The organism is Streptomyces sp. SID13031 (assembly GCF_010548305.1).
Lineage (GTDB): Bacteria > Actinomycetota > Actinomycetes > Propionibacteriales > Kribbellaceae > Kribbella.
In genome coordinates this window covers 85,011-108,965 of record NZ_JAAGLV010000012.1, presented here as the reverse complement: position 1 = coordinate 108,965, position 23,955 = coordinate 85,011, and the positions used below count along the sequence as shown (strand labels likewise).

General features: G+C 68.3%; 26 protein-coding genes and 1 tRNA gene. 3 read left to right on the top strand and 24 right to left on the bottom strand.

Annotated features, from left to right (window positions below; genetic code table 11):
• Window positions 1-4: 4 nt before the first annotated feature.
• The 9 genes from atpA to G3I17_RS23820 all read right to left on the bottom strand — a co-directional run bounded on the left by atpA (window position 5) and on the right by G3I17_RS23820 (window position 7,224).
• Window positions 5-1,642 (bottom strand): F0F1 ATP synthase subunit alpha, encoded by a 1,638-nt coding sequence (gene atpA / locus G3I17_RS23860; RefSeq protein ID WP_164599796.1) that lies wholly within the window; start codon window positions 1,640-1,642, stop codon window positions 5-7.
• Window positions 1,643-1,729: 87 nt separating this feature from the next.
• Entirely contained in the window at window positions 1,730-2,527 is a 798-nt protein-coding gene (locus tag G3I17_RS23855; RefSeq protein WP_087503441.1) for a F0F1 ATP synthase subunit delta, read from the bottom strand.
• Window positions 2,527-3,102: a F0F1 ATP synthase subunit B gene (locus tag G3I17_RS23850; protein WP_164599795.1), complete on the bottom strand. Its 576-nt coding sequence runs from the start codon at window positions 3,100-3,102 to the stop codon at window positions 2,527-2,529. Before G3I17_RS23850 ends, G3I17_RS23855 begins: the two co-directional genes overlap by 1 nt.
• A 30-nt stretch (window positions 3,103-3,132) precedes the next feature.
• The gene (gene atpE, locus G3I17_RS23845) at window positions 3,133-3,369 is read right to left on the bottom strand and encodes an ATP synthase F0 subunit C (protein ID WP_164599794.1); all 237 of its coding nucleotides are present in this window, start codon (window positions 3,367-3,369) and stop codon (window positions 3,133-3,135) included.
• Between the two features lie 82 nt (window positions 3,370-3,451).
• Window positions 3,452-4,234 carry a F0F1 ATP synthase subunit A gene (gene atpB, locus G3I17_RS23840; protein ID WP_164599793.1) on the bottom strand — a complete coding sequence of 261 codons (783 nt, stop codon included), beginning with the start codon at window positions 4,232-4,234 and terminating at the stop codon, window positions 3,452-3,454.
• Window positions 4,235-4,331: 97 nt separating this feature from the next.
• Window positions 4,332-4,547 (bottom strand): hypothetical protein, encoded by a 216-nt coding sequence (locus G3I17_RS23835; RefSeq protein WP_164599792.1) that lies wholly within the window; start codon window positions 4,545-4,547, stop codon window positions 4,332-4,334.
• Between the two features lie 126 nt (window positions 4,548-4,673).
• Entirely contained in the window at window positions 4,674-5,153 is a 480-nt protein-coding gene (locus G3I17_RS23830; RefSeq protein ID WP_164599791.1) for a hypothetical protein, read from the bottom strand.
• Between the two features lie 206 nt (window positions 5,154-5,359).
• Window positions 5,360-6,478: an MraY family glycosyltransferase gene (locus tag G3I17_RS23825; protein WP_164599790.1), complete on the bottom strand. Its 1,119-nt coding sequence runs from the start codon at window positions 6,476-6,478 to the stop codon at window positions 5,360-5,362.
• A complete protein-coding gene (locus G3I17_RS23820) occupies window positions 6,478-7,224 on the bottom strand; it encodes an L-threonylcarbamoyladenylate synthase (protein WP_343238392.1) in 747 nt (248 codons plus the stop codon). The genes G3I17_RS23825 and G3I17_RS23820 overlap by 1 nt, the downstream gene beginning before the upstream one ends.
• Before the next feature lie 119 nt (window positions 7,225-7,343).
• On the opposite strand from G3I17_RS23820, the gene G3I17_RS23815 reads away from it, so the two are divergent.
• Both G3I17_RS23815 and G3I17_RS23810 read left to right on the top strand, forming a co-directional pair.
• Window positions 7,344-8,360 (top strand): adenosine deaminase, encoded by a 1,017-nt coding sequence (locus G3I17_RS23815; protein WP_164599788.1) that lies wholly within the window; start codon window positions 7,344-7,346, stop codon window positions 8,358-8,360.
• A gap of 97 nt (window positions 8,361-8,457) precedes the next feature.
• Window positions 8,458-9,375, top strand: coding sequence for a hypothetical protein (locus tag G3I17_RS23810; RefSeq protein ID WP_343238391.1), 918 nt, complete (start codon window positions 8,458-8,460; stop codon window positions 9,373-9,375).
• A 39-nt stretch (window positions 9,376-9,414) separates the two neighbouring features.
• On the opposite strand, the gene prmC is transcribed toward G3I17_RS23810, so the two are convergent.
• From prmC to G3I17_RS23740, 14 genes are all read right to left on the bottom strand, one after another.
• A complete protein-coding gene (prmC, locus tag G3I17_RS23805) occupies window positions 9,415-10,248 on the bottom strand; it encodes a peptide chain release factor N(5)-glutamine methyltransferase (RefSeq protein ID WP_164599787.1) in 834 nt (277 codons plus the stop codon).
• On the bottom strand, window positions 10,245-11,321 hold the full coding sequence (gene prfA, locus G3I17_RS23800; RefSeq protein ID WP_164599786.1) for a peptide chain release factor 1: 1,077 nt from the start codon (window positions 11,319-11,321) through the stop codon (window positions 10,245-10,247). The genes prmC and prfA overlap by 4 nt, the downstream gene beginning before the upstream one ends.
• A gap of 93 nt (window positions 11,322-11,414) precedes the next feature.
• Entirely contained in the window at window positions 11,415-11,621 is a 207-nt protein-coding gene (gene rpmE, locus G3I17_RS23795) for a 50S ribosomal protein L31 (protein ID WP_164599785.1), read from the bottom strand.
• Between the two features lie 149 nt (window positions 11,622-11,770).
• A complete protein-coding gene (gene rho / locus G3I17_RS23790) occupies window positions 11,771-13,924 on the bottom strand; it encodes a transcription termination factor Rho (protein WP_164599784.1) in 2,154 nt (717 codons plus the stop codon).
• A 271-nt stretch (window positions 13,925-14,195) separates the two neighbouring features.
• Complete coding sequence (thrB, locus tag G3I17_RS23785; protein WP_164599961.1) at window positions 14,196-15,176, bottom strand: homoserine kinase; 981 nt, start codon at window positions 15,174-15,176, stop codon at window positions 14,196-14,198.
• 28 nt (window positions 15,177-15,204) lie between these two features.
• Window positions 15,205-16,284, bottom strand: a complete 1,080-nt coding sequence (thrC, locus tag G3I17_RS23780) for a threonine synthase (protein WP_164599783.1) — start codon at window positions 16,282-16,284, stop codon at window positions 15,205-15,207.
• 3 nt (window positions 16,285-16,287) lie between these two features.
• Window positions 16,288-17,586 carry a homoserine dehydrogenase gene (locus tag G3I17_RS23775; RefSeq protein WP_164599782.1) on the bottom strand — a complete coding sequence of 433 codons (1,299 nt, stop codon included), beginning with the start codon at window positions 17,584-17,586 and terminating at the stop codon, window positions 16,288-16,290.
• Window positions 17,583-18,986, bottom strand: a complete 1,404-nt coding sequence (gene lysA / locus G3I17_RS23770; protein WP_164599781.1) for a diaminopimelate decarboxylase — start codon at window positions 18,984-18,986, stop codon at window positions 17,583-17,585. The genes G3I17_RS23775 and lysA overlap by 4 nt, the downstream gene beginning before the upstream one ends.
• Window positions 18,983-20,644: an arginine--tRNA ligase gene (gene argS / locus G3I17_RS23765; RefSeq protein ID WP_164599780.1), complete on the bottom strand. Its 1,662-nt coding sequence runs from the start codon at window positions 20,642-20,644 to the stop codon at window positions 18,983-18,985. Before argS ends, lysA begins: the two co-directional genes overlap by 4 nt.
• Before the next feature lie 62 nt (window positions 20,645-20,706).
• Window positions 20,707-21,120 (bottom strand): type II toxin-antitoxin system VapC family toxin, encoded by a 414-nt coding sequence (locus G3I17_RS23760; RefSeq protein ID WP_164599779.1) that lies wholly within the window; start codon window positions 21,118-21,120, stop codon window positions 20,707-20,709.
• The gene (locus G3I17_RS23755; RefSeq protein ID WP_164599778.1) at window positions 21,120-21,362 is read right to left on the bottom strand and encodes a TraY domain-containing protein; all 243 of its coding nucleotides are present in this window, start codon (window positions 21,360-21,362) and stop codon (window positions 21,120-21,122) included. Before G3I17_RS23755 ends, G3I17_RS23760 begins: the two co-directional genes overlap by 1 nt.
• Window positions 21,363-21,415: 53 nt before the next feature.
• Window positions 21,416-21,943: a hypothetical protein gene (locus tag G3I17_RS23750; RefSeq protein ID WP_164599777.1), complete on the bottom strand. Its 528-nt coding sequence runs from the start codon at window positions 21,941-21,943 to the stop codon at window positions 21,416-21,418.
• A gap of 73 nt (window positions 21,944-22,016) precedes the next feature.
• On the bottom strand, window positions 22,017-22,532 hold the full coding sequence (locus tag G3I17_RS23745; RefSeq protein WP_164599776.1) for a hypothetical protein: 516 nt from the start codon (window positions 22,530-22,532) through the stop codon (window positions 22,017-22,019).
• Between the two features lie 18 nt (window positions 22,533-22,550).
• Window positions 22,551-22,736 (bottom strand): PspC domain-containing protein, encoded by a 186-nt coding sequence (locus G3I17_RS23740; RefSeq protein ID WP_164599775.1) that lies wholly within the window; start codon window positions 22,734-22,736, stop codon window positions 22,551-22,553.
• A gap of 155 nt (window positions 22,737-22,891) precedes the next feature.
• Between G3I17_RS23740 and G3I17_RS23735 the strand changes: the two genes are divergently transcribed.
• A tRNA-Arg gene (locus tag G3I17_RS23735) sits at window positions 22,892-22,963 on the top strand.
• A gap of 133 nt (window positions 22,964-23,096) precedes the next feature.
• On the opposite strand, the gene G3I17_RS23730 is transcribed toward G3I17_RS23735, so the two are convergent.
• Window positions 23,097-23,930: a hypothetical protein gene (locus G3I17_RS23730; protein WP_164599774.1), complete on the bottom strand. Its 834-nt coding sequence runs from the start codon at window positions 23,928-23,930 to the stop codon at window positions 23,097-23,099.
• Between the last annotated feature and the right edge of the window lie 25 nt (window positions 23,931-23,955).

Here is a 23,955-nt window from a genome sequence, read left to right as displayed (position 1 = left end):
ACGATCAGCCCCGCTTCTGCTTGGTGATCTTTTCCTGCTCGACATCCGCGGAGTCCATCGCCGCGGTCTCTTCCTTGCCGACGAGCAACTGGCCGTCGGAGGTCTGGAAGGTCGGCTTGAACTTCGTCAGAGCGTCGGTGACCGCGGCGGCCGACTCGTCCTCGAACTTGCCCGACTCGCGGACGGCGTCGAGAACCTTGCTCTCCCGGCGCAGGTAGTCCAGGAACTCACGCTCGAACCGGAGCACGTCGTTGACCGGCACGTCGTCGAACTTGCCGGTGGTACCAGCCCAGATCGAGACGGTCTGGTCCTCGACCGGGTACGGCGAGTACTGCGGCTGACGCAGCAGCTCGACCAGACGCTGACCGCGGTCCAGCTGGCGGCGCGAGGTGGCGTCGAGGTCGGAGGCGAACATCGCGAACGCCTCCATTGCGCGGAACTGCGCGAGGTCGAGCTTCAGCGTGCCGGAGACGTTCTTCATGCCCTTGACCTGCGCGGCGCCGCCGACTCGCGACACCGAGATGCCGACGTCGATGGCCGGGCGGATGTTCGCGTTGAACAGGTCCGACTGGAGGAAGATCTGGCCGTCGGTGATGGAGATGACGTTGGTCGGAATGAAGGCCGAGACGTCGTTGGCCTTCGTCTCGATCACCGGCAGACCCGTCATCGAACCGGCGCCGAGCGCGTCACTCAGCTTCGCGCAGCGCTCGAGCAGCCGGCTGTGCAGGTAGAAGACGTCACCCGGGTAGGCCTCACGACCCGGCGGGCGGCGCAGCAGCAGCGACATCGAGCGGTAGGCCTCGGCCTGCTTGGTCAGGTCGTCGAAGACGATCAGGACGTGCTTGCCCTGGTACATCCAGTGCTGACCGATGGCCGAGCCGGTGTACGGCGCGACGTACTTGAAGCCGGCCGCGTCGGACGCCGGGGAGGCGACGATGGTGGTGTACTCCATCGCGCCGGCCTCTTCGAGCGCGCCGCGGACGGCGGCGATCGTCGAGCCCTTCTGGCCGATCGCGACGTAGATGCAGCGAACCTGCTTCTTCGGGTCGCCGGACTCCCAGTTGGCCTTCTGGTTGATGATCGTGTCGATCGCGATCGCGGTCTTGCCGGTCTTGCGGTCGCCGATGATCAGCTGACGCTGGCCGCGGCCGATCGGGATCATCCCGTCGATCGCCTTGATACCGGTCTGCAGCGGCTCGCGGACCTCCTGGCGGTCCATCACGCCGGCCGCCTGCAGCTCCAGCGCGCGGGTGCCCTCGAGGCCGGTGATCTCACCGAGGCCGTCGATCGGCTTGCCCAGCGGGTCGACGACGCGACCCAGGTAGCCCTCGCCGACCGGGACCGAGAGGACGGAGCCGGTACGACGTACCTGCTGGCCCTCCTCGATGCCACCGAAGTCACCGAGGACGACGACGCCGATGTTGCGGACGTCGAGGTTCAGTGCGATGCCCTGGGTGCCGTCCTCGAACTCGAGCAGCTCGTTCGTCATCGCCGAGGGCAGACCCTCGACGTGCGCGATGCCGTCACCCGCGTCGATCACGGTGCCGACCTCTTCGCGGGCGGCCTCGTCCGGCTCGTAGTTTTGGACGAACTGATCCAGGGCGTCCCGGATCTCCTCCGGCCTGATCGTGAGCTCAGCCATTATCTTCCGTCCCTGCTTCCTTGACCTTCTGGCCTGATGATGGCTCTAGAGGCTTGCTGACCACTAGCGCCGCTATGTCGTTAGAGGTCAGCCCGCGATGCGCCGTTGCGCCTCGTCGAGCCGGGCCGCGATGGTTCCGTCGATCACTTCGTCACCGATGTCCACCCGGACGCCACCGACGACCTTGGGGTCGACGATCACGTTCAGCTGGATGTCGCGCCCGTACTGCCGGCCGAGCGCCGCGGCGAGCCGGGTGCGGTCGGCCTCGGACAGGTCGGCGGCGACGCGAACGGTCGCGATGCTGGCGCTGCGCCGGGCGGCGGCAGCAACCTGGTAGGACCGCATCGAGCCCGCGAAGTTGCGGCCCCGACCGTCCACTGCGCGCTCGGCCAGCCGCACGGTGACGTCGGTTGCCTTGCCCTGCAGCAGTCCGTGGATCAGCTCCTGGCGGGTTGCCACCGGGATGTTGCGGTCACTCAGCTTGTCGCTCAGCGCCCGCTCGGCGGTGACGATCCGGTCGAGCCGGAAGAGCTCGTCCTCGACGTCGTCCAGCTTGCGCTGGCCGTCGGCGTAGGCCACATCGGCCTGCACGCTCAGCTCGTCGAGCGAGTCGCCGAGGTCACGTCCGCTGACCCAGCGGCCGGCCACCGCGGCGGTCAGGACCTCCAGCGCCTGGGCGGAGATCTTGCCGCCGAGCAACTGCTGGGCCAGACCGGTCCGGGTCGCCGAGGGGCGGGCCGGGTCGGTCAGGGCGCGCCGGAGCGAGCCGTTGCCGTCGAGCAGCTTGGCCACCGAGAACAGCTCGGCGCCGAGGCCTTCGGTGACGGTGACACTCGCCAGGGCCTCCTGGGCCTTGGCGAGTGACTCCCTCGATGTGCCGCGCATCAGCCGTCCGTTCCGACGGCCTGCCGGGCCGACTCCGAGGCCTCCAGATCGGCCAGGAAGCGCTCGACGGTCCGGCGCTGACGCGCCTCGTCCTCGAGCGACTCACCGACGATCCGGCCCGCCAGCGTGGTCGCCATGGTGCCGACCTCGCTGCGCAGCGAGGCGACGGCCTGGGCGCGCTCGGCGTCGATCTGGGCCCGCGCGTGCGTCACGATCCGCTCGGCCTCGGTGTTGGCCTGTTCACGCAGCTCCGCGATGATGAGCGCGCCTTGCTCACGCGCGTCCTCGCGGATCTTCGCGGCTTCCTGGCGTGCTTCCGCCAGCTGCGCGTTGTACTTGTCGAGGGCCGCCTTCGCCTCGGCCTGGGCCGCCTTGGCCTCGTTCATTCCGCCTTCGATCGCCGCGGTCCGGTCGGCATAAGCCTTCTCGAACTTCGGAACTACGACCTTGGCGAAGGCGATGGCCAAGAGGACCAGGAACACGAAGCCGAAGATGATCTCAGCCGTGTGCGGCAGCAGCGGGCTGGGGGTCTCCTCAGCGGCCGCTTCTGTCAGCGGGAGAAGCGTCGTCAACATGTCTCAGTCCTGTCAGTCAGGGGTGGAAGATCAGTTCGCCGGGGCCTTGAAGACGAAGGCCAGGGCGATACCGATGATCGCCAGAACCTCGGTGACACCGAAGCCGATCCACGCGATCGACTGCAGCTTGCTCTGCGCCTCGGGCTGACGCGCGGTGCCGTTGATGACGGCGGCGAAGATCAGACCGACGCCCACGCCCGGGCCGATCGCGGCGAGACCGTAGCCGAGGACGGCGATGTCACCGGTGATTTCGAGAGCCATGCTCATTGCGGTGTGTTCCTTTCGGTACGGATAGGGACTATCCGGATTTCCGTTGCTACGGGTCAGGAGTACTGCGGGGTGGTACGGATCAGTGTTCGTCGGCGATGGCGCTGCCGCTGTACTGCGCGGTCAGCACGACGAAGATATAGGCCTGGATGCACTGGACGAACAGCTCCAGCCCGGCGATCGCCAAGCCCATCAGGAAGGTGAGGATTCCGACGCCGCCGAGGGCGATGCTGCCGGTCTCGAAGACCATGTACTCGCCACCGAGGACGAACACCAGCAACAGGATGTGACCGGCGAACATGTTGGCGAACAACCGCAGGCTCAGCGACACCGGCCGGACCAGGATGTTCGAGATGAACTCGATCGGGATCATCAGCGGCATCAGCCAGACCGGCACGCCGGCGGGCATCGTCTGGTGCTTGAAGTAGCCCCAGAGGCCCTTCTTCTTGATCCCGACCGCGTTGTAGATGACCCAGCTCATGATCGCGGCCACGTACGCCCAGCCGATGTGGCTGAAGGTCGGGAACTGGACCAGCGGGATCGTCGCGGCGACGTTGTTGAACAGGATGAAGAAGAACAGGCCGCACAGGTACGGCACGTACTTCATGTACTCCTTGCTGCCGATCGCGTCGCGCACCATCGAGTTGCGGACGAAGTTGTAGCCCAACTCGCCGGCGAACTGCAGCTTGCTCGGGACCACGGCGGCCTTACGGGACGCACCCCAGAAGAACCAGACGATCAGGATCACCGACAGCGCGGCGACCAGCACCGGCTTGGTGAACCAGTCGACGCCGTCGATGATCGGCGGGGTGTCGAAGCTTTGTGGACCGGGTGGAATGAACTCGGTCGGAACGCCGGCGCTCACCGGGTCTCCTCTCGCGTCGTGCTCAAGTCGTTCGCCATAGGGCTAAGGGCAGGGCGGCTCAGGGCAAGGCGGTCAACTACGTCAGACCCGGCAGGGCTCAGGACCGCAGCCCGTACCGGAAGTGCAACATCAAGATGGTGAGACCGGCACCGAGAACGATGCCCACTGGAAGCAGAAACTGGGTGCCGAGCCAGCGATCCAACCCGAAGCCGATTCCCCCGTAGACGAGGATTCCGCCGATCAAGTAGGACAGGACCCGCCAGCCATCGCCGGATGTATTCGGCGTCGGCTTCGGATCCTCGTTCTGGCTCATTGGCACCCGAAAGGTACCAGCCCGCGACACGCCCGGTCACATCGACCTGAGCGGGCTGCCAAGTGCCCTTCGCCACACCCTTGGTCACAGCTTGGAAACGGCTCTCCGAGACCTCACCCAGCGTGCTCACGGGTTCACCTCGTGGTCGAGGTCGTAGATCGGGATCCGCAGCCGGGACCAGGCCCAGATCTCGCCGGCCAGCCAGCCCATCACGACCACCATCGCGGAGACCCCGAGCGCGGTCAGGTTGACGTTGCGGGCCAGGGAGTCCGAGTTCAGCGCGAGCGCGAGCAGACCACCGAAGATCGCGATCCGGCCGGTATAGGAGGCCATCGCGACACCGAGCTGCACGGTCGGGCTGGTGTGCCGGGCCAGGTGCAACGCGAACAGACCGGCGCCGGAGAAGATCATCACCATCAGCAGGCCGAGCAGTGCACCCCACAGACCCTCGACTCCGGCGGCCACCGCGGAGACCGCGGCCGCGTTCACGCCGACGACGACGGCGGCGACCACTGCGCCGCGCAACATCGCCAGAGCCGGGTGCTTTGTCGCTTGGCCGGCTTCTTTGGGGCTACTTACCTGGACGGTGTCATCTTTGGATGGCATCTGGTGGTTCCGTCCTGCTGGCGGCCGGGATTGCTGCCCTCGGTCGTCTGGTGGGCGGGGTCAGGGGTGAAGCTGTTGATTGCTGGTGCTTGTGAAAACTAGCACAAAGTCTCCTGCGCTAGCAAAAGGTCAGCAAACGAGCGGCCCCTGCCGCTGTACAGGCACACCTTATCGGTAGGCCACAACGCCTACTGGTCTGGTCCCTGTCACACCTTGGAAAGCGTCGTGCCGGAACGTCTCGGCAGGCCTGTGGTGAGCAGGATCGCGGTGACGGCGACGGCCAGTACGAGCAGGGCCGTCCACCACTTCAGCTGCAGCCCGAGGACCACGACGCCGAACGCGATCAGGAACGTCCACAGGTACATCAGCAGCACCGCGCGCCGGTGCGAGTGACCGCGTTGCATGAGCCGGTGGTGCAGGTGCAGCTTGTCGGCCGCGAACGGGGAGCGGCCCGCCTTCGTCCGGCGGATGTAGGCCATCGTCAGGTCGAGGGCCGGGATCGCGAGCACCGCGATCGGCAGGATCAGCGGGAGCAGCGCAGGCAGCAGGCTGGAGCCGCCGACCTCGTACGGGACGGCGTTGGGGTCCATCTGGCCGGTCAGGCTGATCGTCGACGCGGCGAGCATCAACCCGATCAGCAGGGCGCCCGAGTCGCCCATGAAGACCCTTGCCGGGAAGAAGTTGTGCGGCAGGAAGCCCAGACAGGCACCGGCCAGCGCGACCGTGATCAGGGTCGAGGTGGTGGCGCGGTCGAGGTTCTGCTCGACGTTCAGCAGGTACGAGTAGGTGAAGAAGGCGCCGGCCCCGATCGCGGTGACGCCGGCGGCCAGACCGTCCAGGCCGTCGACGAAGTTCACCGCGTTGGTGGAGACGAGCAGGATGCCGGCGGTCAGGACAGCGAGCTGGGCCGGCGGCGGCGAGAAGATGCCGCCGGGCAGTGGGAGCCAGTAGAGCTGGATGCCTTGGACAACCATCACGCCGACCGCGAGGACCTCGCCGGCCAGCTTGGTGATCGCGTCCAGCTCGTACAGGTCGTCGACGACGCCGACCGCGCAGATCACCACGCCGCCGATCAGGATCGCCCGGGCGTCGTGCGCGACCTGCAGGCTGTCGCCGAGGAACGGCAGGCTGGAGGCGACCGCGAACCCGGCGATCAGGCCGCCGAGGATCGAGATGCCGCCGAAGTACGGGATCGGGACCTTGTGCACGTCGCGGTTCCGGACCTTCGCGACGGCGCCGTAGCGCAACGCGATCTGCCGGGCCACACCGGTCAGCAGGAAGGTGGTGGCCATCGCCACGAAGAGGACCAGCAGATACTCACGCACTAGTCCGCTGGCCTCACATCAGCCGCCTTCTCGTCACCAGGCTTGTCGTCTGTCTCTTCTTCAGACGCTTCGATGGTGGTTTCAGTTGGCTTCTCGTCCGGTTCGAGGTCGGTGGTGACCGTGGGGACGAGGTCGCGGATCTGCTGGACCGTCAGCGCGCCGATCCGGACGATGTGCGGTATCTCGCCGGTGAGGTCCACGATCGTCGACGGCTGCCCGCCGGTCGCGACGCCGCCGTCGAGGTAGACGGCGACCGTGTCGAGCAGCTGCGCCTCGGCGTCGTACACGTCCAGGGCCGCCGGCTGGCCGCTCAGGTTCGCCGAGCTGACCGCGAGCGGTCCGGTGCGCGACAGCAACTCACGGGTGTTCTCGTGGTCGGGCACGCGCAGCGCGACCGTCCCCTGGGTCTCCCCCAGGTCCCACATCAGCGAGGCCTGCGCGTGGCAGATCACCGTCAGCGGCCCCGGCCAGAACGCCTCGCACAGCTTGCGCCCGTCATCCGAGATATCGGTCGCCAGCGCGTCCAGCGACTCGACCACCGAGATCAGCACGGGTGGCGGCATATCGCGGCCGCGCCCCTTGGCATCCAGGAGTCGTTGCACGGCGTCCGCCTTGAAGGCGTCCGCGGCAATCCCGTACACGGTGTCGGTCGGCAGTACGACCAGGTCGCCGGCCTCGATGGCATCCACGGCCGCGCGGTAGGCCGGTGCCAGCTCGTCACCGGTGAATTCAAAGCGCTCGCTCACGGAGTGCATCGTGCCACCCACCCGCCCCGACACTCCAGCCGGGTTCACTCAGCGCACTCCTGACAAACCGTTGTCAGCTTCCCGCCACACCACCCGCGGGCGTGCATAAGATCCCCGCCATGACCGTGACGCGCGACTTCCTCGCCGGCCTGCCGAAGGCCGAGCTGCATGTCCACCACGTCGGCTCCGCCTCGCCGCGGATCGTCGCCGAGCTCGCCGCCCGGCACCCCGACACGCGGGTCCCGGCCGACGCGGCCGCGCTCGCGGAGTACTTCGTCTTCACCGACTTCGCCAAGTTCATCGAGATCTACCTGTCCGTGGTGGACCTGATCAGCACGCCTGAGGACGTCCGGCTGCTCACCTACGAGGTCGCCCGCGAAATGGCCGGCCAGAACATCCGGTACTCCGAGCTCACCGTCACGCCGTACACGTCGGTACTGCGCGGGATCGCCCCGGAGGCGTTCTGCGAGGCGATCGAGGACGCCCGGACCGCGGCGGAGAAGGAGTTCGGCGTCGTCCTGCGCTGGATCTTCGACATCCCCGGCGAGTCCGGTCTCGCGGCGGCCGCGGAGACGCTGCGGATCGCCACCGAGATCCGCCCCGACGGCCTGGTCGGCTTCGGCCTCGGCGGCCCGGAGATCGGCGTACCGCGGCCGCAGTTCGCCCCGTACTTCGATGCTGCCCGCGCGGCCGGGCTGCACAGCGTCCCGCACGCGGGTGAGTCGACCGGCCCGGAGACGATCTGGGACGCGCTGCGGGTGCTGAAGGCCGAGCGGATCGGTCACGGCACCACTGCCCTGCAGGACCCGGCCCTGGTCGACTACCTGGGTGAGCACCGGATCCCGCTCGAGGTCAGCCCGACCTCCAACCTCGCCACCCGCGTGGTCTCGTCGTACGACGAGCACCCGCTGCGCGGCATGGTCGAGGCCGGTCTGGTCGTCACCATCAACTCCGACGACCCGCCGATGTTCGGCACCGACCTGGTCAACGAGTACGCCATCGCCGCCGACCTGCTGGCCCTGGACAACCAGGGCGCGGCCGACCTGGCCCGTACTGCGGTCCAGGTCTCCTTCGCCGACGACACCACCAAGACCACGCTGCTCACCGAGATCGACGACTACGTCGCGAACGCCTGACCCACTACGGCATTTCGGCGGTTAACCGCCGAAATGCCGGAGGGGGCGGGTGTCGGCGGTGTGTGGTTGTGTTGGGCGGGTGCGTAGGACGGCTGGGGTGCTTGCGGGTTTGATGCTGCTGCTGGCGGCGGGTTGCAGCGACGGCAAGGCTGACGCGGGCTCGACGCCGAGTCTCAAGCCAGTGCCGAGGCCGGCCGCCTCGATGCCCGCTCCCGCGGCTGACGGCCAGCTGCCTCGTGGTGGGAGGCAACTCTTCCCGAAGTACCAGCTCGTCGGGTACGTCGGTCTGCCGGGCTCGCCTGCGCTCGGGCCGCTCGACAAGGACCTGGACGCGAAGGCGGACAAGCTGGAGGCGCTGGCCAAGTCGTATGCCCTCGGGCGGACGCCGTTGCCGGTGCTCGAACTCATCGTGGTCGTCGCGAACGGCAGCCCCGGCAAGGATGGCAAGTACCGCAACCGGCTGTCCGACGAGAAGATCGCGAACTATCTGAAGGTCGCCCGCGAGCACAAGATGCTGTTGCTGCTCGACATCCAGCCCGGCCGGGCGAAGATCCTCGACGAGGTGAAACGGCAGGAGCGCTGGCTGAAGGAGCCCGACGTCGGTCTCGCCTTCGACCCCGAGTGGGCGGTCGGGCCGAGCCAGGTGCCGGGCAGGGTCTTCGGGCATACGAGTGGCGCCGAGCTGGACGGCATCGCGAAGTACCTGTCGGGGCTGGTCGAGCAGTTCGGCCTACCGGAGAAGGCCTTCGTCTTCCACCAGTTGTCGGCACGGATCGTCAGCAACGAGAAAGCTCTGAAGCAACACCCGGGCGTGGTCGCGATCAAGTCGGTCGACGGCATCGGCAGCCGCTCGGCCAAGGAATCCACCTGGCGCAAGCTGACCCCGACGAGGGCGACCGGCGTGCACGCGGGCTTCAAGCTCTTCTACCAAGAGGACGCTCGGCATGGTCCGCTGATGACGCCGGCTCAGGTGATGGCACTCAAACCCCGGCCGGAGTTCGTGGTCTACGAGTGAGTCAGACGACGGTGAAGGGAAGAAAGGCGGGGGTGGGGCTCAGACCCTGCGGCCGGTCGCGAAACGATGCCGGCCGGCCAGGTCGAGCTGGTCGCGGACCTCGGTGAACAACCCGGTCGCGGCGAACACGGCCGGCGCCGACTCCCCCTGCAGATCGGCATGCTCGCAGCCGAACCAGCCACCAGACTTGAGCAACCGCCCGGCCGTCGCAGCGACCACCTTGATCTCGTCGAGCCCGTCGTCACCCGACCACAGCGCCAGCGCGGGGTCGTGGTCGCGCACCTCGGCCGTGACGGATTCCCAAGCAGTCAAAGGGATGTACGGCGGGTTGGAGATCACCGCGTCGACCTGGCCGTCCAGCTCAGGCAGGCAGCCGTCGATGTCGCCCTCGTGCAGAGTCGCCCCAGTTCCGGCCAGGTTGCGCCGGGCCCAGACACACGCCTCGGCCGAGAGCTCGACCGCGTGCACAGTGCTGTCGGGTCGCTCGGTGGCGACGGCGCCGGCGATTGCTCCCGAGCCGCTGCAGAGGTCGACCACCAGTGGGTTCTCCACGTCGGCGATCCGGTCGAGGATCCAGCCGACGAGCACCTCGGTCTCGGGCCTCGGCACGAATACCCCGGGGCCGACGGCGAGGTCTCGGTAGCGGAAGGCCGCAGTACCGGTCAGGTGTTGCAGTGGCTCGCGCTGCGCACGACGGGCCAGCAGTGCGGCGTACTGCGCCTCCTGGTCGGCTGTCGGCTTCACGAGCCCCAGCTGCATGCGGCGCACGCCGGTGACGTGGGCGAGGAGCTCGGCAGCGTCGTAGTCGGGTGACGCGACACCTGCCTCGGCCAGCTGGGTAGTGGCCTCGGCCAGCAGAGTACGGACGCTCACTTGGAGTCGACGGCCTCTAGGCGCGCGGTCAGGTCCGCCTCGGTCAGGGCCAGGATCACCGGGGCGAGCTCGCCGTTGAGCACCTGGTCCAGGTTGTGCGCCTTGTAGCCGACCCGGTGGTCGGAGAAGCGGTTCTCCGGGAAGTTGTAGGTGCGGACGCGCTCCGAGCGGTCGACCGTCCGGATCTGCAGCCGGCGGGCGTCGGACGCCTCCTGGTTGGCGGTCTCCTGCGCGGCGGCGAGCAGCCGGGACCGCAGCACCCGCATCGCCTGCTCGCGGTTCTGCAGCTGGGACTTCTCGTTCTGCATCGAGACGACGATACCGGTCGGCAGGTGGGTGATCCGGACCGCCGAGTCGGTCGTGTTGACGCTCTGGCCACCCGGGCCGGACGACCGGAAGACGTCGATCCGCAGGTCGTTCAGGTCGATCTCGACATCGACGTCCTCGGCCTCGGGAAGTACCAGTACGCCGGCCGCGCTCGTGTGGATCCGGCCTTGCGACTCGGTCACGGGGACCCGCTGGACGCGGTGCACGCCACCTTCGAACTTCAGCTTCGCGTACGGCGCCTCGCCGGGCTCGGGCGTGCCCTTCGCCTTCACCGCGACGGTGATCGACTTGTAGCCACCCAGGTCGGACTCGGCCGAGTCGAGCACCTCGGTCTTCCAGTTCTGCGACTCGGCGTACTTCAGGTACATCTTCAGCAGGTCGCCGGCGAACAGCGCGGACTCGTCGCCACCCTCACCGGCCTTGATCTCGAGGATCGCGTCCTTGTCGTCGCTCGGGTCGCGCGGGACGAGCAGCACCTGCAGCTTCTCGGCCAGCTCGTCGCGCCGGTGCTCGAGCCTGGTCGCCTCCTCGGCGAAGCTCGCGTCCTCGTGGGCCAGCTCGCGAGCGGCCTCGATGTCGTCGGCCGTCTGCAGCCACTCGGCGTACGTCCGGACCACGGGCGCCAGCGCGGCGTACCGCTTGCCGACCTGCCGTGCGACCGCCTGGTCGGAGTGCAGCTCGGGATCCGACATCCGTCGCTCCAGCTCGGCGTACTCCGCCTTCAGCGTCTGTACTGCTTCGAACATGCCCGCACTCCTTCCTAGCCAGACAGTCTGGACAACGCAACGGCGCCGGTCCCGGAACCCCTGAGGGATCCGCGGACCGGCGCCGGAAAGTCGCTACTTCTTCGCGTACCGCTTCTCGAAGCGGGCGACGCGGCCACCGGTGTCGAGAATCTTCTGCTTACCGGTGTAGAAGGGGTGGCACTGCGAGCACACGTCGGAGTGGATGGAGCCACTCTCGGAGGTCGAGTGCGTGTCGAACGAGGCGCCGCAAGCACAGGTCACCTTGGTCGCCACATAGTTCGGGTGGATGTCGCTCTTCATGGATCTCCTCATGTAAGGCGCTCCGGGTCGACCGCCAGGTGGCGGACGTGAACCGGAACCAACAGACAAGTTTGCCATTACACCCCCCAACCTGACGAATCGCCCCGGTATTCCGGGGCGATCCAGTCAGTTCAGCGGGTACTACCTACTCAGCTGCCGTCGTCGGTACTGCGGCCGTTGCCGCCCGTCGACGGGGTGGTCTTGTTGACCTGGAGCAGGAACTCGATGTTCGACTTGCTCTCCTTGAGCTTGCCGAGCAGCAGCTCCAGCGCCGCCTGTCCGTCCAGGGCCGACAGCACCCGGCGGAGCTTCCAGACGACCGCGGTCTCGTCCTTCGACATCAGCAACTCCTCGCGGCGGGTGCCGGAGGCGACGACGTCGATGGCCGGGAAGATCCGCCGGTCGGCGAACTCGCGGCGCAGCCGCAGCTCCATGTTGCCGGTGCCCTTGAACTCCTCGAAGATGACCTCGTCCATCTTGGAGCCGGTCTCGATCAGCGCCGTCGCGAGGATGGTCAGCGAACCGCCGTCCTCGATGTTGCGGGCCGCGCCGAAGAACCGCTTCGGCGGGTAGAGCGCCGACGAGTCGACCCCACCGGACAGGATCCGGCCGCTGGCCGGTGCCGCGATGTTGTACGCCCGGCCGAGCCGGGTGATCGAGTCGAGCAGCACGACCACGTCGTGACCCAGCTCGACCAGCCGCTTGGCGCGCTCGATCGCCAGCTCCGCGACCGTGGTGTGGTCGTCGGCCGGCCGGTCGAAGGTCGAGGCGATGACCTCACCCTTGACCGTGCGCTGCATGTCGGTGACCTCTTCGGGCCGCTCGTCCACCAGCACGACCATCAGGTGTACTTCGGGGTTGTTCGTGGTGATCGCGTTCGCCAGCGCCTGCAGCACCATCGTCTTACCGGCCTTCGGCGGCGAGACGATCAGGCCGCGCTGGCCCTTGCCGATCGGGCTGACGATGTCGACGATCCGGGTGGTGAGGATGTTCGGCTCGGTCTCGAGGCGGAGCCGCTCGGTCGCGTACAGCGGGGTCAGCTTGTTGAAGTCCGGACGCTGCTTGGCGACCTCCGGGTCCGACCCGTTGACGGTGTCGATCCGGACCAGCGGGTTGAACTTCTCCTTGCGCTCGCCGTCCGACGGCTGCTTCACCGCGCCGGTGATCGCGTCACCCTTGCGCAGGCCGTAGCGCTTCACCATCGACAGCGCGACGTACACGTCGTTCGGGCCCGGCAGGTAGCCGCTGGTCCGGACGAAGGCGTAGTTGTCGAGCACGTCGAGGATGCCGGCCGCCGGCACGAGGACGTCGTCCTCGTTGATGGTCGGCTCCGGCTCGAAGCGGTCGTTGCGGCCGCGGTTGCGCTGGTTGTCCCGGCCGCCACGGTCATTGCGATCGGTACGGTCGGTGCGATCGTTCCGGTCGTTGGTGGGGCGATCGGTGGTGACGCGGTCACGATCGCGGCCCCGACGGCGACGACGACGACCGTCGCCCTCCTCGCCCCGGTCGACCTGGTTCTGCCGGTCGCGATCGGTGCGCTGACCGTCACGGTTGCCGTCGCGCTGGCTCTCGCCGCGGTTCTGCTGACCGTCACGAGCCTGGCCATCACGGGCCTGACTGTCGCGAGCCTGGCTGTCGCGGGCTTGGCCATCACGAGCCTGGCCGTCGCGGGCCTGGGTGTCGCGCTGGTTGTCGCGGCCACGGTTGCGGTCGCGGGTGCCCTCGTTGCGGCTGTCGCCACGGTCAGCGGTCTGCTCAGCCGGCGCGCTGTCGGCCTCGCGGGTCTTCTCCGGCGCCTGGACGGCCTCGGCCGTCGCTGCGCCGTTCTGCGCCGCGACCGGGCTCGGCTCGGCCACGCTGCTCGCGCCGCTGGTGGCGGCGCCGTTCTGCTCGGCCGTCTCCGCGCCGTTCTGAGTGGCGGCGGCGCGCGTCCGGCGACTGCCGGCCCGCTGCGGTGCGTCCTGAGCGGGAGCCTCGGCCTTGACCTCGGTCTTCGCCTTGGTCCTGACGGCCACGGGCTCCGCGGCGGCCTCGTCCAGGGTCGGCTGACTCGAGCGCGAACGGGAACCGCCCGCCGGGCCAACACCCTTCTGGGTCGCCTTGATCGCCTCGATCAGCTGGCCCTTGCGCAGCGCGCCGGTGCCCTTGATGCCAAGCGTCCCGGCGAGCTGCTTGAGCTCGGGGAGCAGCATGCCTTCGAGGCCGCCTCCGGTCTTGCGGCGCCGCGTTCCGGCGGTAGCCGTCGCGTCGGCGCCCGGGGCCGAAGTACCGGCTCCGCTGGAGGCTTCAACAGTTTCTGTCACGTGAGGTCCTTCCCACACGGATGGACGATGTCCTGAGAGGCTCATCGCCCGGAATCATCTCCCGCGACCGACGAAACGGCGACGCGGGGTAACAAAGAGGCGGCTCTCGCTGAATCTGGGGTCTCCCGGAAATCTCCGGCGCAGGCGGCGCAAGTTCTTCTCTGGGAGATCGCCACGTACACCTGGGGTGCCGGGAACAAAGCCCGATGCGGCGAGAGTTCGCCGATCACCTGGAGGGGATCGGGTGAGTCGAGACTAGCACCCCTCAGGGTCAGTCTGCTGCCTCGAGGTGTTCAACGCGTGTCCGGGATCGTTCATTCCCGCCCTCCGCGAGCAGTTCTTCCGCATCCCCCGGCCAGACCTGTACGCCGAGTGGATCGATCCCGAGTTCGTACCGGTGCCAGCCGTCCGGCGCCTCGCCGGCCCCTTCGGGCTCCTCACCCAGCACCAGCACCGTCGGACCGGCACCACTCACCACTGCGGCCAGACCACTTCCCCGGAGCTTGTGCACAAGGGCAAGACTCTCGGGCATCGCAGGCTGCCTGTACTCCTGGTGCAGCCAGTCCTCGGTCGCCGTCATCAGCAACTCGGGTCGCGAGGTCAACGCGGCAACGAGCAACGCTGCTCTTCCTGCGTTCGCCGACGCATCCGCATGCGGTACTGCGGCAGGCAGCAACCCGCGAGCCTCCTTGGTCAGCACTCGCGTCGACGGCACGTAGGCCACCACCGACAACTCGGCCAGTGGCTCCAGCCGGATCGCGCGGCCGGTCTCGCCATCGGTCCACGCGATCGTGAACCCACCCAACGCGCAGGCAGCCACGTTGTCCGGGTGGCCCTCGATCTCGTTCGCGAGCTGCAGCACGTGATCGCGGTCCAGCGGCTCCCCCGCCAGCCCGTACGCCGCGGCGATACCGCCGACGATCGCGGCCGATGAGGATCCCAGTCCGCGACCGTGCGGGATCCGGTTCTCGCAGCGCAAGGTGAAGCCGGAAACCGAGACACCGAGCGCATCCAGGCCGGCCTGGATCGACCGCACCACCAGGTGCGACTCGTCCAGCGCAACCTCGCCCTCCCCTGGCCCGGTCACCTCCACGGTCACCCCGGAACCGCCGGGGATCACCATCAGTTCGTCGTACCGGGTCAGCGCCAGCCCGAACGCGTCGAACCCCGGGCCCAGATTCGCACTGGTCGCCGGGACCCGCACCCGAACCGGTCCACCCCGCCCGGATCCGCCGTGGACCGGCCCGTCCACGGCCGGCCCGTCGCTGGCCGGGCTCAACTCACACCAACCCGGCGACGCGGGCGACCGCGTCGGTGTCGGCCGGGGTCACGGGAGACTCGGTGACGGTCGCGTACGCCAGTGCGGTGTCGATGTCCTTGAGTCCGTGGCCCGTGACGGTAATCACGATCGTCTGGCCTCCGTCGAGGCGGCCCGCGGCCTTGGTCGCGAGCAGCCCGGCCACACCGGCGGCCGAGGCAGGCTCGACGAAAACTCCTTCGCGCGCGGCGAGATCGCGCTGTGCGGACAGGATCTGGTCATCGCTGACGGCCTCGATCCGGCCGCCCGACTCGTCCCGCGCGGCCTCGGCGAGTGTCCAGGACGCCGGGTTGCCGACCCGGATCGCGGTCGCCTGCGTGTCCGGCTTCTCGACGATCCGGCCGGTCACGATCGGCGCGGCCCCCTCGGCCTGGAACCCCCACATCTGTGGGGCCTTCGAGGAGATCTTGTCCTTCTTGTATTCCAGGTAGCCCTTCCAGTACGCCGCGATGTTGCCCGCGTTGCCGACCGGGAGCAGGTGCAGGTCGGGTGCGTCGCCGAGCGCGTCGACCACCTCGAACGCCGCGGTCTTCTGGCCTTCCAGCCGGACCGGGTTGACCGAGTTCACCAGCGCGACCGGGTAGTGCTTGCCCAGCTCGCGCACGATCCGCAGGCAGTCGTCGAAGCCGCCGTCGATCGAGACGAGCTTCGCGCCGTGCACGATCGCCTGCGCGAGCTTGCCCTTCGCGATCCGCCCGGCGGGGATCAGCACGAGCGGCAGCATGCCCGCCCGGACGGCGTACGCCGCGGCTGACGCCGACGTGTTGCCCGTCGACGCGCAGACGACCGCCTTGTCACCGGCCTGCGCGGCCAGCGAGATCGCCACCGTCATCCCTCGGTCCTTGAACGAGCCGGTCGGGTTGTTGCCCTCGACCTTGAGCCAGACCTCGCAGTTGGTCTGCTCGCTCAGCCACTGCGCGGCCACCAGCGGCGTACCGCCCTCGCCGAGGGTGACCACCGGAGTGTCCGCCGAGACCGGCAACCGGTCGCGGTATTCCTCGATCACGCCTCGCCATTGATGAGGCCGCCGCTGCTGAGCCATGGCTCAATCTCCTTCTACCCGCATCACACTGCTGACTTCACGCACGATGTCCATCTCGCGCAGGGCTTCCACGGTCGCGGAGAGTGCGGCGTCGGTGGCGGTGTGGGTGACGACGACCAGTTGCGCCTCACCGCCGCGGCCTTCCTGCCGGACGGTCTGGATCGACACGCCGTGATCGGAGAAGGCCAGGGCCACCGCCGCCAGCACGCCGGCCTTGTCGGCCACGTCCAGCGACACGTGATAGCGAGTCCGGGTGGCACCCATCGGACGAGCGGCCCGCTGGGTGTACGACGACTCGCCGACCCCCGGCACGCCCTTGAGCCGGTTGCGCGCAGCGGTTACCAGATCCCCGAGGACAGCGCTGGCCGTCGGGGCACCGCCGGCACCACGACCATAGAACATCAGCTGGCCGGCCGCTTTGGATTCCACGAAGACGGCGTTGTACGCGTCCCGGACCGAGGCCAGCGGGTGGCTCAGCGGGATCATCGCCGGATAGACCCGGGCGCTGACCGAGTCGTTCACCTCGTCCAGCTCACAGATCGCCAGGAACTTCACCACGCAGCCCATCTCGCGGGCCGAGGCGATGTCCGTCGCGGACACCTCGGTGATGCCCTCGCGGTGCACGTCGGTGATGGAAACCCTGGTGTGGAAGGCCAAACTGGCCAGCAGTGCAGCCTTGGCCGCAGCGTCGAAACCCTCGATGTCGGCGGTCGGGTCGGCCTCGGCGTACCCGAGAGCCTGGGCCTCCTCGAGCGCCTCGTCGAAACCGGCGCCGGTGGAGTCCATCTTGTCGAGGATGTAGTTCGTGGTGCCGTTGACGATGCCCATCACCCGGGTCACGTCGTCACCGGCCAGCGACTCGCGCAGCGGCCGCAGGATCGGGATCGCCCCGGCCACGGCCGCCTCGAAGTACAGGTCGCGCTCGTACTTCTCGGCGGCGGCGAACAGCGTCGGGCCGTCTTCGGCGAGCAGCGCCTTGTTGGCCGTGATGACCGAGGCGCCGTGCTCGAGCGCGGTCAGGATCAGGCTGCGGGCCGGCTCGATCCCGCCGATCACCTCGATCACCAGGTCCAGGTCGCCGCGGGAGACGAGCGCCTGGGCGTCGGTCGTGACGAGGGCGGGGTCGACCGCGATGTCGCGCGCCCGGCCGGCCCGGCGGACGGCGATGCCGGCGATCTCCAGCGGAGCCCCGACGCGGGCGGCGAGGTCGTCGGCCCGCTCGGTGAGGATGCGGACCACCTCGGTCCCGACGACGCCGCAACCCAGCAGCGCCACCTTCAAGGGTTTGCCTGACGGTTTCACTCGGCCCCCATGTCCAGTGCAAGCATGTCGTCCTCGGTCTCGCGACGGAGCACGACCCGCGTCTGCCCGTCCTTGACCGCGATCACCGGTGGCCGCGGTACGTGGTTGTAGTTGCTCGCCATCGACCGGCAGTACGCGCCGGTACCCGGTACGGCGACCAGGTCGCCCGGCGTGACGTCGGCCGGCAGGAACTCGTCCTTCACCACGATGTCGCCCGACTCGCAGTGTTTGCCGACCACCCGGGCCAGCGTCGGGCCGGCGTCGGAGTACCGGTTGGCGAGGGTGCAGGAGTAGTCGGCGTCGTACAGCGCGGTGCGGATGTTGTCGCTCATCCCGCCGTCGACCGAGACGTAGGTGCGGTAGGCGTCCGCGTCGAGCGACACCTCCTTGACGGTGCCGACCGAGTAGATCGTGCACATCGCCGGGCCGACGATCGCCCGGCCGGGCTCGATCGAGACCCGGGGGACGTCGATGCCGTGCCCGCGGCACTCGTGCTCGACGATCTTGCCCATCTCGGTGGCCAGTTGCGCGGGGTCGGACGGGTCGTCCTGGGTGGTGTAGGCGATGCCGAAACCGCCGCCCAGGTCGAGCTCCGGCATATCGACGCCGAGCTCGTCGGAAACCCTTGCGTGCAAGGCGATCACCCGCTTGGCCGCGACCTCGAAGCCGGACGAGTCGAAGATCTGCGAGCCGATGTGCGAGTGCAGGCCGAGCAGCTCCAGCTCGGCCGCTTCGTTGATCCGGGCAACGGCCTCGTACGCCGCTCCCGAGGTGATCGAGAAGCCGAACTTCTGGTCCTCGTGCGCGGTCGCGATGTAGGCGTGGGTGTGCGCCTCGACGCCCGCGGTGACCCGGACCATCACCGGCGCGACGACGCCGCGCTCCTTGGCCAGCTCGATCAGCCGGGAGATCTCGTACTCGGAGTCGACGATGATCCGGCCGACCCCGGCGTCCAGCGCGCGGGCCAGCTCCTGCTCGGACTTGTTGTTGCCATGGAACCCGAGCCGCTTCGGATCGGCGCCGGCCCGGAGTGCGACAGCGAGCTCGCCACCCGAACAGATGTCCAGGTTGAGCCCCTCCTCCATCACCCAGCGGACGACCGTCGTACAGAGGAAGGCCTTGCCCGCGTAGTAGACGTCGAAGTCCTTGAAGCCGAGTTTGAACGCGCGCGCCCGGGCCCGGAAGTCGTCCTCGTCCAGCACGTACGCCGGGCTGCCGTGCTCGGCGACGAGCTCGCGCAGGTCGACCCCGCCGACCTCGAGGGCGCCGTCGCCGTTCTTCTTCGCCGTGGTCGACCACAGCGAAGTGACCAGGTCGTTGGGGTCACCCGGCGCGCGCAGCCACGGCGGTGAGTTGTGGCCGAGGTCGGCGTGCAGCGTGCCCGCCTCGTGCGCCCTCACATCCGCTCCGGGGCGGAGACGCCGAGCAGGTCGAGCCCGTTGGCGAGCACGGTCTTGGTCGCGCCGACCAGGGTCAGGCGGGCCTTGTGCACCGGCTCCAGCTCCTCGTCGCCGCGCGGGAGCACCCGGCAGACGTCGTAGAACTTGTGGAACGCCGAAGCGGTGTCCTCGAGGTAGCGGGCGACCCGGTGCGGCTCGCGCAGCTCGGCCGAGGTGGCGACCACGCGCGGGAAGTCGGCGAGCGCGCGGAGCAGGTCGCCCTCCTTCTCGTGGCTGAGCAGACCGGGCTCGAACTCGTCCAGCTTGATCCCGAGCTCGTCGGCGTTGCGCAGGATCGAGGCCAGCCGGGCGTGCGCGTACTGCACGTAGTACACCGGGTTCTCGCTGACCTGGCGGGTCATCTCCTCGATGTCCAGCGTCAGCGGCGAGTCGACCGGGTAGCGGCACAGCGTGTACCGCAGCGGGTCGACGCCGCTCTCCTCGACCAGCTCGGCGAGGGTGACGATCGTGCCCGCGCGCTTGGACAGCTTCATCTCCTCACCGTTCTTGAGGATCTTGACGAGCTGGCCGATCAGGATCTCGATGTTGTGCTCGGGGTCGTCGCCGGCGCAGGCCGCGATCGCCTTCAGCCGGTTCACGTAGCCGTGGTGGTCGGCGCCGAGCAGGTAGATACAGACCTCGAAGCCACGGTCGCGCTTGTTCACGTAGTACGCGGCGTCGGAGGCGAAGTAGGTCGGCTCGCCGTTGGTCCGGATCAGCACCCGGTCCTTGTCGTCGGTGAAGTCGGTGGTGCGCATCCAGAGCGCGTCGTCGGCCTCATACAGGTGGCCCTGCTCGCGGAGCTTGTCGATCGCGTGGCCGACGCCGTTCTGCCCGTGCAGGCTGCGCTCCGACATCCAGACGTCGAACTCGGTCCGGAAGTGCGCGAGCTGGTCCTGCTGCTCCTTGAGTTGCCGGACGTAACCGGCCTCGCGGAACGCGACCGACTGCTCGGCCTCGGGCAGCTCCTTGATCCCCGGCTCCTCGGCGACGATCCGCGCGGCGAGGTCGTTGATGTACTCCCCGTGATACCCGTCCTCGGGCACCGGTACGCCGTTCGCGGAGGCCATCAGCGAGGCGCCGAACTTGTCCATCTGGGCGCCACGGTCGTTGACGTAGAACTCGCGCGTCACCTTGGCGCCGGCCGCGATCAGCACCCGGGCCAGCGCGTCGCCGACGGCGGCCCAGCGGGTGTGCCCCAGGTGCAGCGGGCCGGTCGGGTTGGCGGAGATGAACTCCAGGTTGATCGGCTGGCCCTGGAGCGAGTCGCTCGCCCCGTACGCCGCGCCGGCCTCCAGGATCTGGGCGGCGATCCTGCCCTGGGCATCGGCCGCGACCCGGATGTTGATGAACCCCGGCCCGGCGATCTCGACCGCCGTGATGGCGTCGTCGTCCTGCAGTCTGGCCGCCAGCAGCTCGGCCAGCTTGCGCGGATTGCCCAGGCTGGAGCGCTTGCCCAGCTGCATCGCGATATTGGTCGCGTAGTCCCCGTGCTCGGGGTTCTTGGGTCGCTCCACCTTGAGCTCGCCAGGCAGGCCACCCTCGACCGTGATCGTCTCGTCGTCCACGAGCGCGGTCAAAGCCAACAAAATCTTCTCAGCGAGCTGTTCCGGAGTCACCGGCCCAGCCTAATGGCCCCCGGCCCAAACCCTTGACTCAGTATCCACAGCCCGGTACGGACTCACTCCCAGGGATTGACGAGCTGCACGCCGGTCTCGACGAAATCCTTCGTGTTCCGGGTCGCCAGCGTCGCCTGCTCGACCAGACAGATCGCCGCGATCTGAGCGTCGAGCGGCTCAATCGGCAGACCTGCCCGCATCCGGCGGTCCACCACAACTGAATAGGCCATCGCTGCTTCTGCCGTGAACGACAACACTTCGTCGGTCACGGCTCCGAACACCGTGTCGACCGTCGCCCGGATCTCCTCCCGGCGCCGGCCGTAAGGCAGTCGCTGGAGCCCGGTGTGGACCTCGGCCACGGTGATCGCCGTCGTATGGAGGTCCTGCCGCAGCTGCTGCTGGAACCAGGACCAGACGGTTTCGTCCGGTGCGGCCTTCATCAGCTCCGAGACGAGGTTGGTGTCGAGAACGATCATCACTCGAACTCGATCACCCGATGCGTGCCGGTCCGCTCCGGCAGGTCGAGCTCCACTCCACCGATCGCCGCGAACTGCTCGTGCAGCATCAGGAAGAAGTTCTTCGGCTCCTCCTCGTCGCTCACCGCGTCGAGCAGAATCAACCGCGCCTCCGCCTCCATCGAGCGGCCGTTGCGCGCGGCCCGGACCCGCAGCCTGTGCTTCGTGTGGTCGTCTAAGTTACGGACGGTGATCGCAGCCATGAATTCCTCCTCCACGAATGTTGCCATCAATGATAGCACTAGCGGCAGTGCTATCAGGCGGGGCTGAGGCGGAGGATGGCGGTTTTGCCGGCGACGGCGATGGTGACGATCTTGAGGTTGTTCATGTGGAAGACGCTGCCGGGGCTCTGGCCGCCGCCGCTGAGGCTGCAGCAGCCGCTTTTGGCGGCGAAGTCGACGGTGCCGGCGCTGACTCTGGTGATGGTGAGGGTCTTGAAGCCCAGCAGGCTCTGTTTGGCCGGGATCCGGGTGCCGGTGCGGACCGAGACCTCACAGCGGCCGTCGGTGCACGACTTGTAGTTGGTGCCGTCGGCCGCGGTGGGAGCCGGTTTGGTCGGCTTCGGCGGCGCGGTGGTCGGCGGGGCGACGGGCGGGCTTGACGGCGTCGTACCTGGGGTTGGGGTGTCGCCGGGGGCTGCGGTTGGCGTGGCTGGGGGGCTCTGAGACGTGGGGTTCGAGGTCGGGGCGGGGTTCGAAGTGCCCTTGTCGTCCTGGCCGCCGCCGCAGCCGGTCAAGGTGAGCGCTGCGATCGCGGTTGCCACGAGTGCGAGCTTGCTGTTCATCACAGCAGTCAACCGCGCCTTGAGGGCTCTCGCGGGTGGCTTGCCACCTTCCTGCCATCGAACCAGCCCGCCGTCAGTGCTTGGCTTCCACCTGGATCACGCTCTCGCGCGGCAGTTTGGTGTCCCAGGAGGCCGGCTCGCCGTTGACGACGACGGTCAGCGAGCCACAGGCGTCCGCCAGGCAGCGGTCGTCGTACCGGACTCCCCAGAGGGTGAAGAACTGGTTCAGCGTCGGCCGCTCGGCCTTCGTCTTCGCCTCGACCCAGAGCACCCCGTCGGTACCGTGCGTGTGCACCGCCGCCTGCTCGGCGCGGATCCGGTCGACGCCGATATCCGCTGGGATCTGCACCGGCTTCCCGTCGATCGAGACGGACAGCTTCAGCGTGTACGGCGCCGGGCCGCTGAAGTCGAGCGGCAACCGCTCGAACCCGGCCTTGTCGACGTACGAGACCGCGTCCCGCGGCGCGGTCCACGGCGGCGCACTGGTTCTCAGCTCCGCCGGCCCCGGTTGCGCGGGGCCGACCTGGCAGCCGCTCACCACGGGGACCAGGCTCAGCGCCACGGCGACCACCAGCAGACCCGCTCTCATGGGGAGCAGGGTTTCACGTCAGTCCTCGGACGGCATCAGCACCCAGAGCACGATGTAGATCAGGAACTGCGGACCGGGCAGCACGCAGCTGATCACGAAGAGCAGCCGCATCGTGTTCGCGGACATCCCGAACCGGCGCGCGAGACCGGCGCACACACCACCGATCCATCGGTTGCCGGACGGTCGGACCAAAGAGCTGGCCATGAGTTCACTTTTCCTTTCGGTGGTTGGGCTTACGACCACTATGACGACTCGTCCGCACGCTGGGATCCCGCCACGCGGAAGACCCAGGGGCCCGTCAGGGTCTCCCCGGTGCAAACCCCACCCGAATTTCCTGCTAGGGTTCTGCTCGTTCCTGAGCCCCCGTAGCTCAGGGGATAGAGCACCGCCCTCCGGAGGCGGGTGCGCAGGTTCGAATCCTGCCGGGGGCGCGGACGATCTGGGCGATTCATACTCGCGGAAAGCGCGAGTTTGGATCGCCCGCCGTTTTGTGGGGGCGAAGCCCCCACACCCCACCCGGAGGGGCTTCGCCCCCCGGCCCCCCAGCGGTTGCCGGTGCTGCTGTCAGCGCTGGAAGCGGTAGGTCTTGCTGTCTATTGCTAGGCAGAGGCCTGGGGACAGGACGATGACGCGGAGGGTGCCGTCGGGCTCGTGGTAGTCGATGCCTTCGACCTCGAATGCGCCGGTACAGCCGCTCTGCAACGGGAGTTGGCCGAGTGACGTGACTGTTCCGGTGACGTCGGCACTTCCGACCGGGCCGGACAGATCGACCTGCAGCAGCGGCTTCGTAGTACCGAAGAGTGTTCCGTCGGGGTCGTCTGAAGAGCAGAGCAGTTGGGTCGCGGTGACGAAGTCGCAGCCCTGGATGTCCCGGACCTGATGGTTCAGCCGGATCGCCGAGGCATACGGCAGGTTCTGCGCCGGGTTGGTGGCGGCGACCCCGGGCATCGGCAGCACCAGCAGCCGGTCCATCGTTCCCCACTCGCCGGTCACCATCCAGCGCAGATCCGGCGACACCGCGGCGAAGCTGTTGTTGCTGGCCTCCCAGGACTCCAGCGCGTGCTTGTAGTTGGCCCACTTACCGGCCGGCGACTGCACCCGGTACAGCTTCGCGCCACGGTCGTCACGCTGGTAGGGCTCCACGTACCAACCGCCGGCGGCACCCGGATCGCCGACGTGGTTCCAGCCACCGAGCAGCAGATCGAGTGGAATGGTCGTGGCACCGGTGTAGCGGTACGTCGTGGCGCCACCACGGGTCACGGTGGCCAGTCCCTGGCCTTCGTCGAGTGGCCGGGCGTTGTCGGATCCGACGATTCGCCAGCCGGTGACGGCCTGGGCTTGAAGAGGTATGAGCAGGGCGGTCAGCGCCGCCGCGAAGACGATCCCCAGTTTGCGCATTCACTGGTTGTAGCAGCACCTGCTG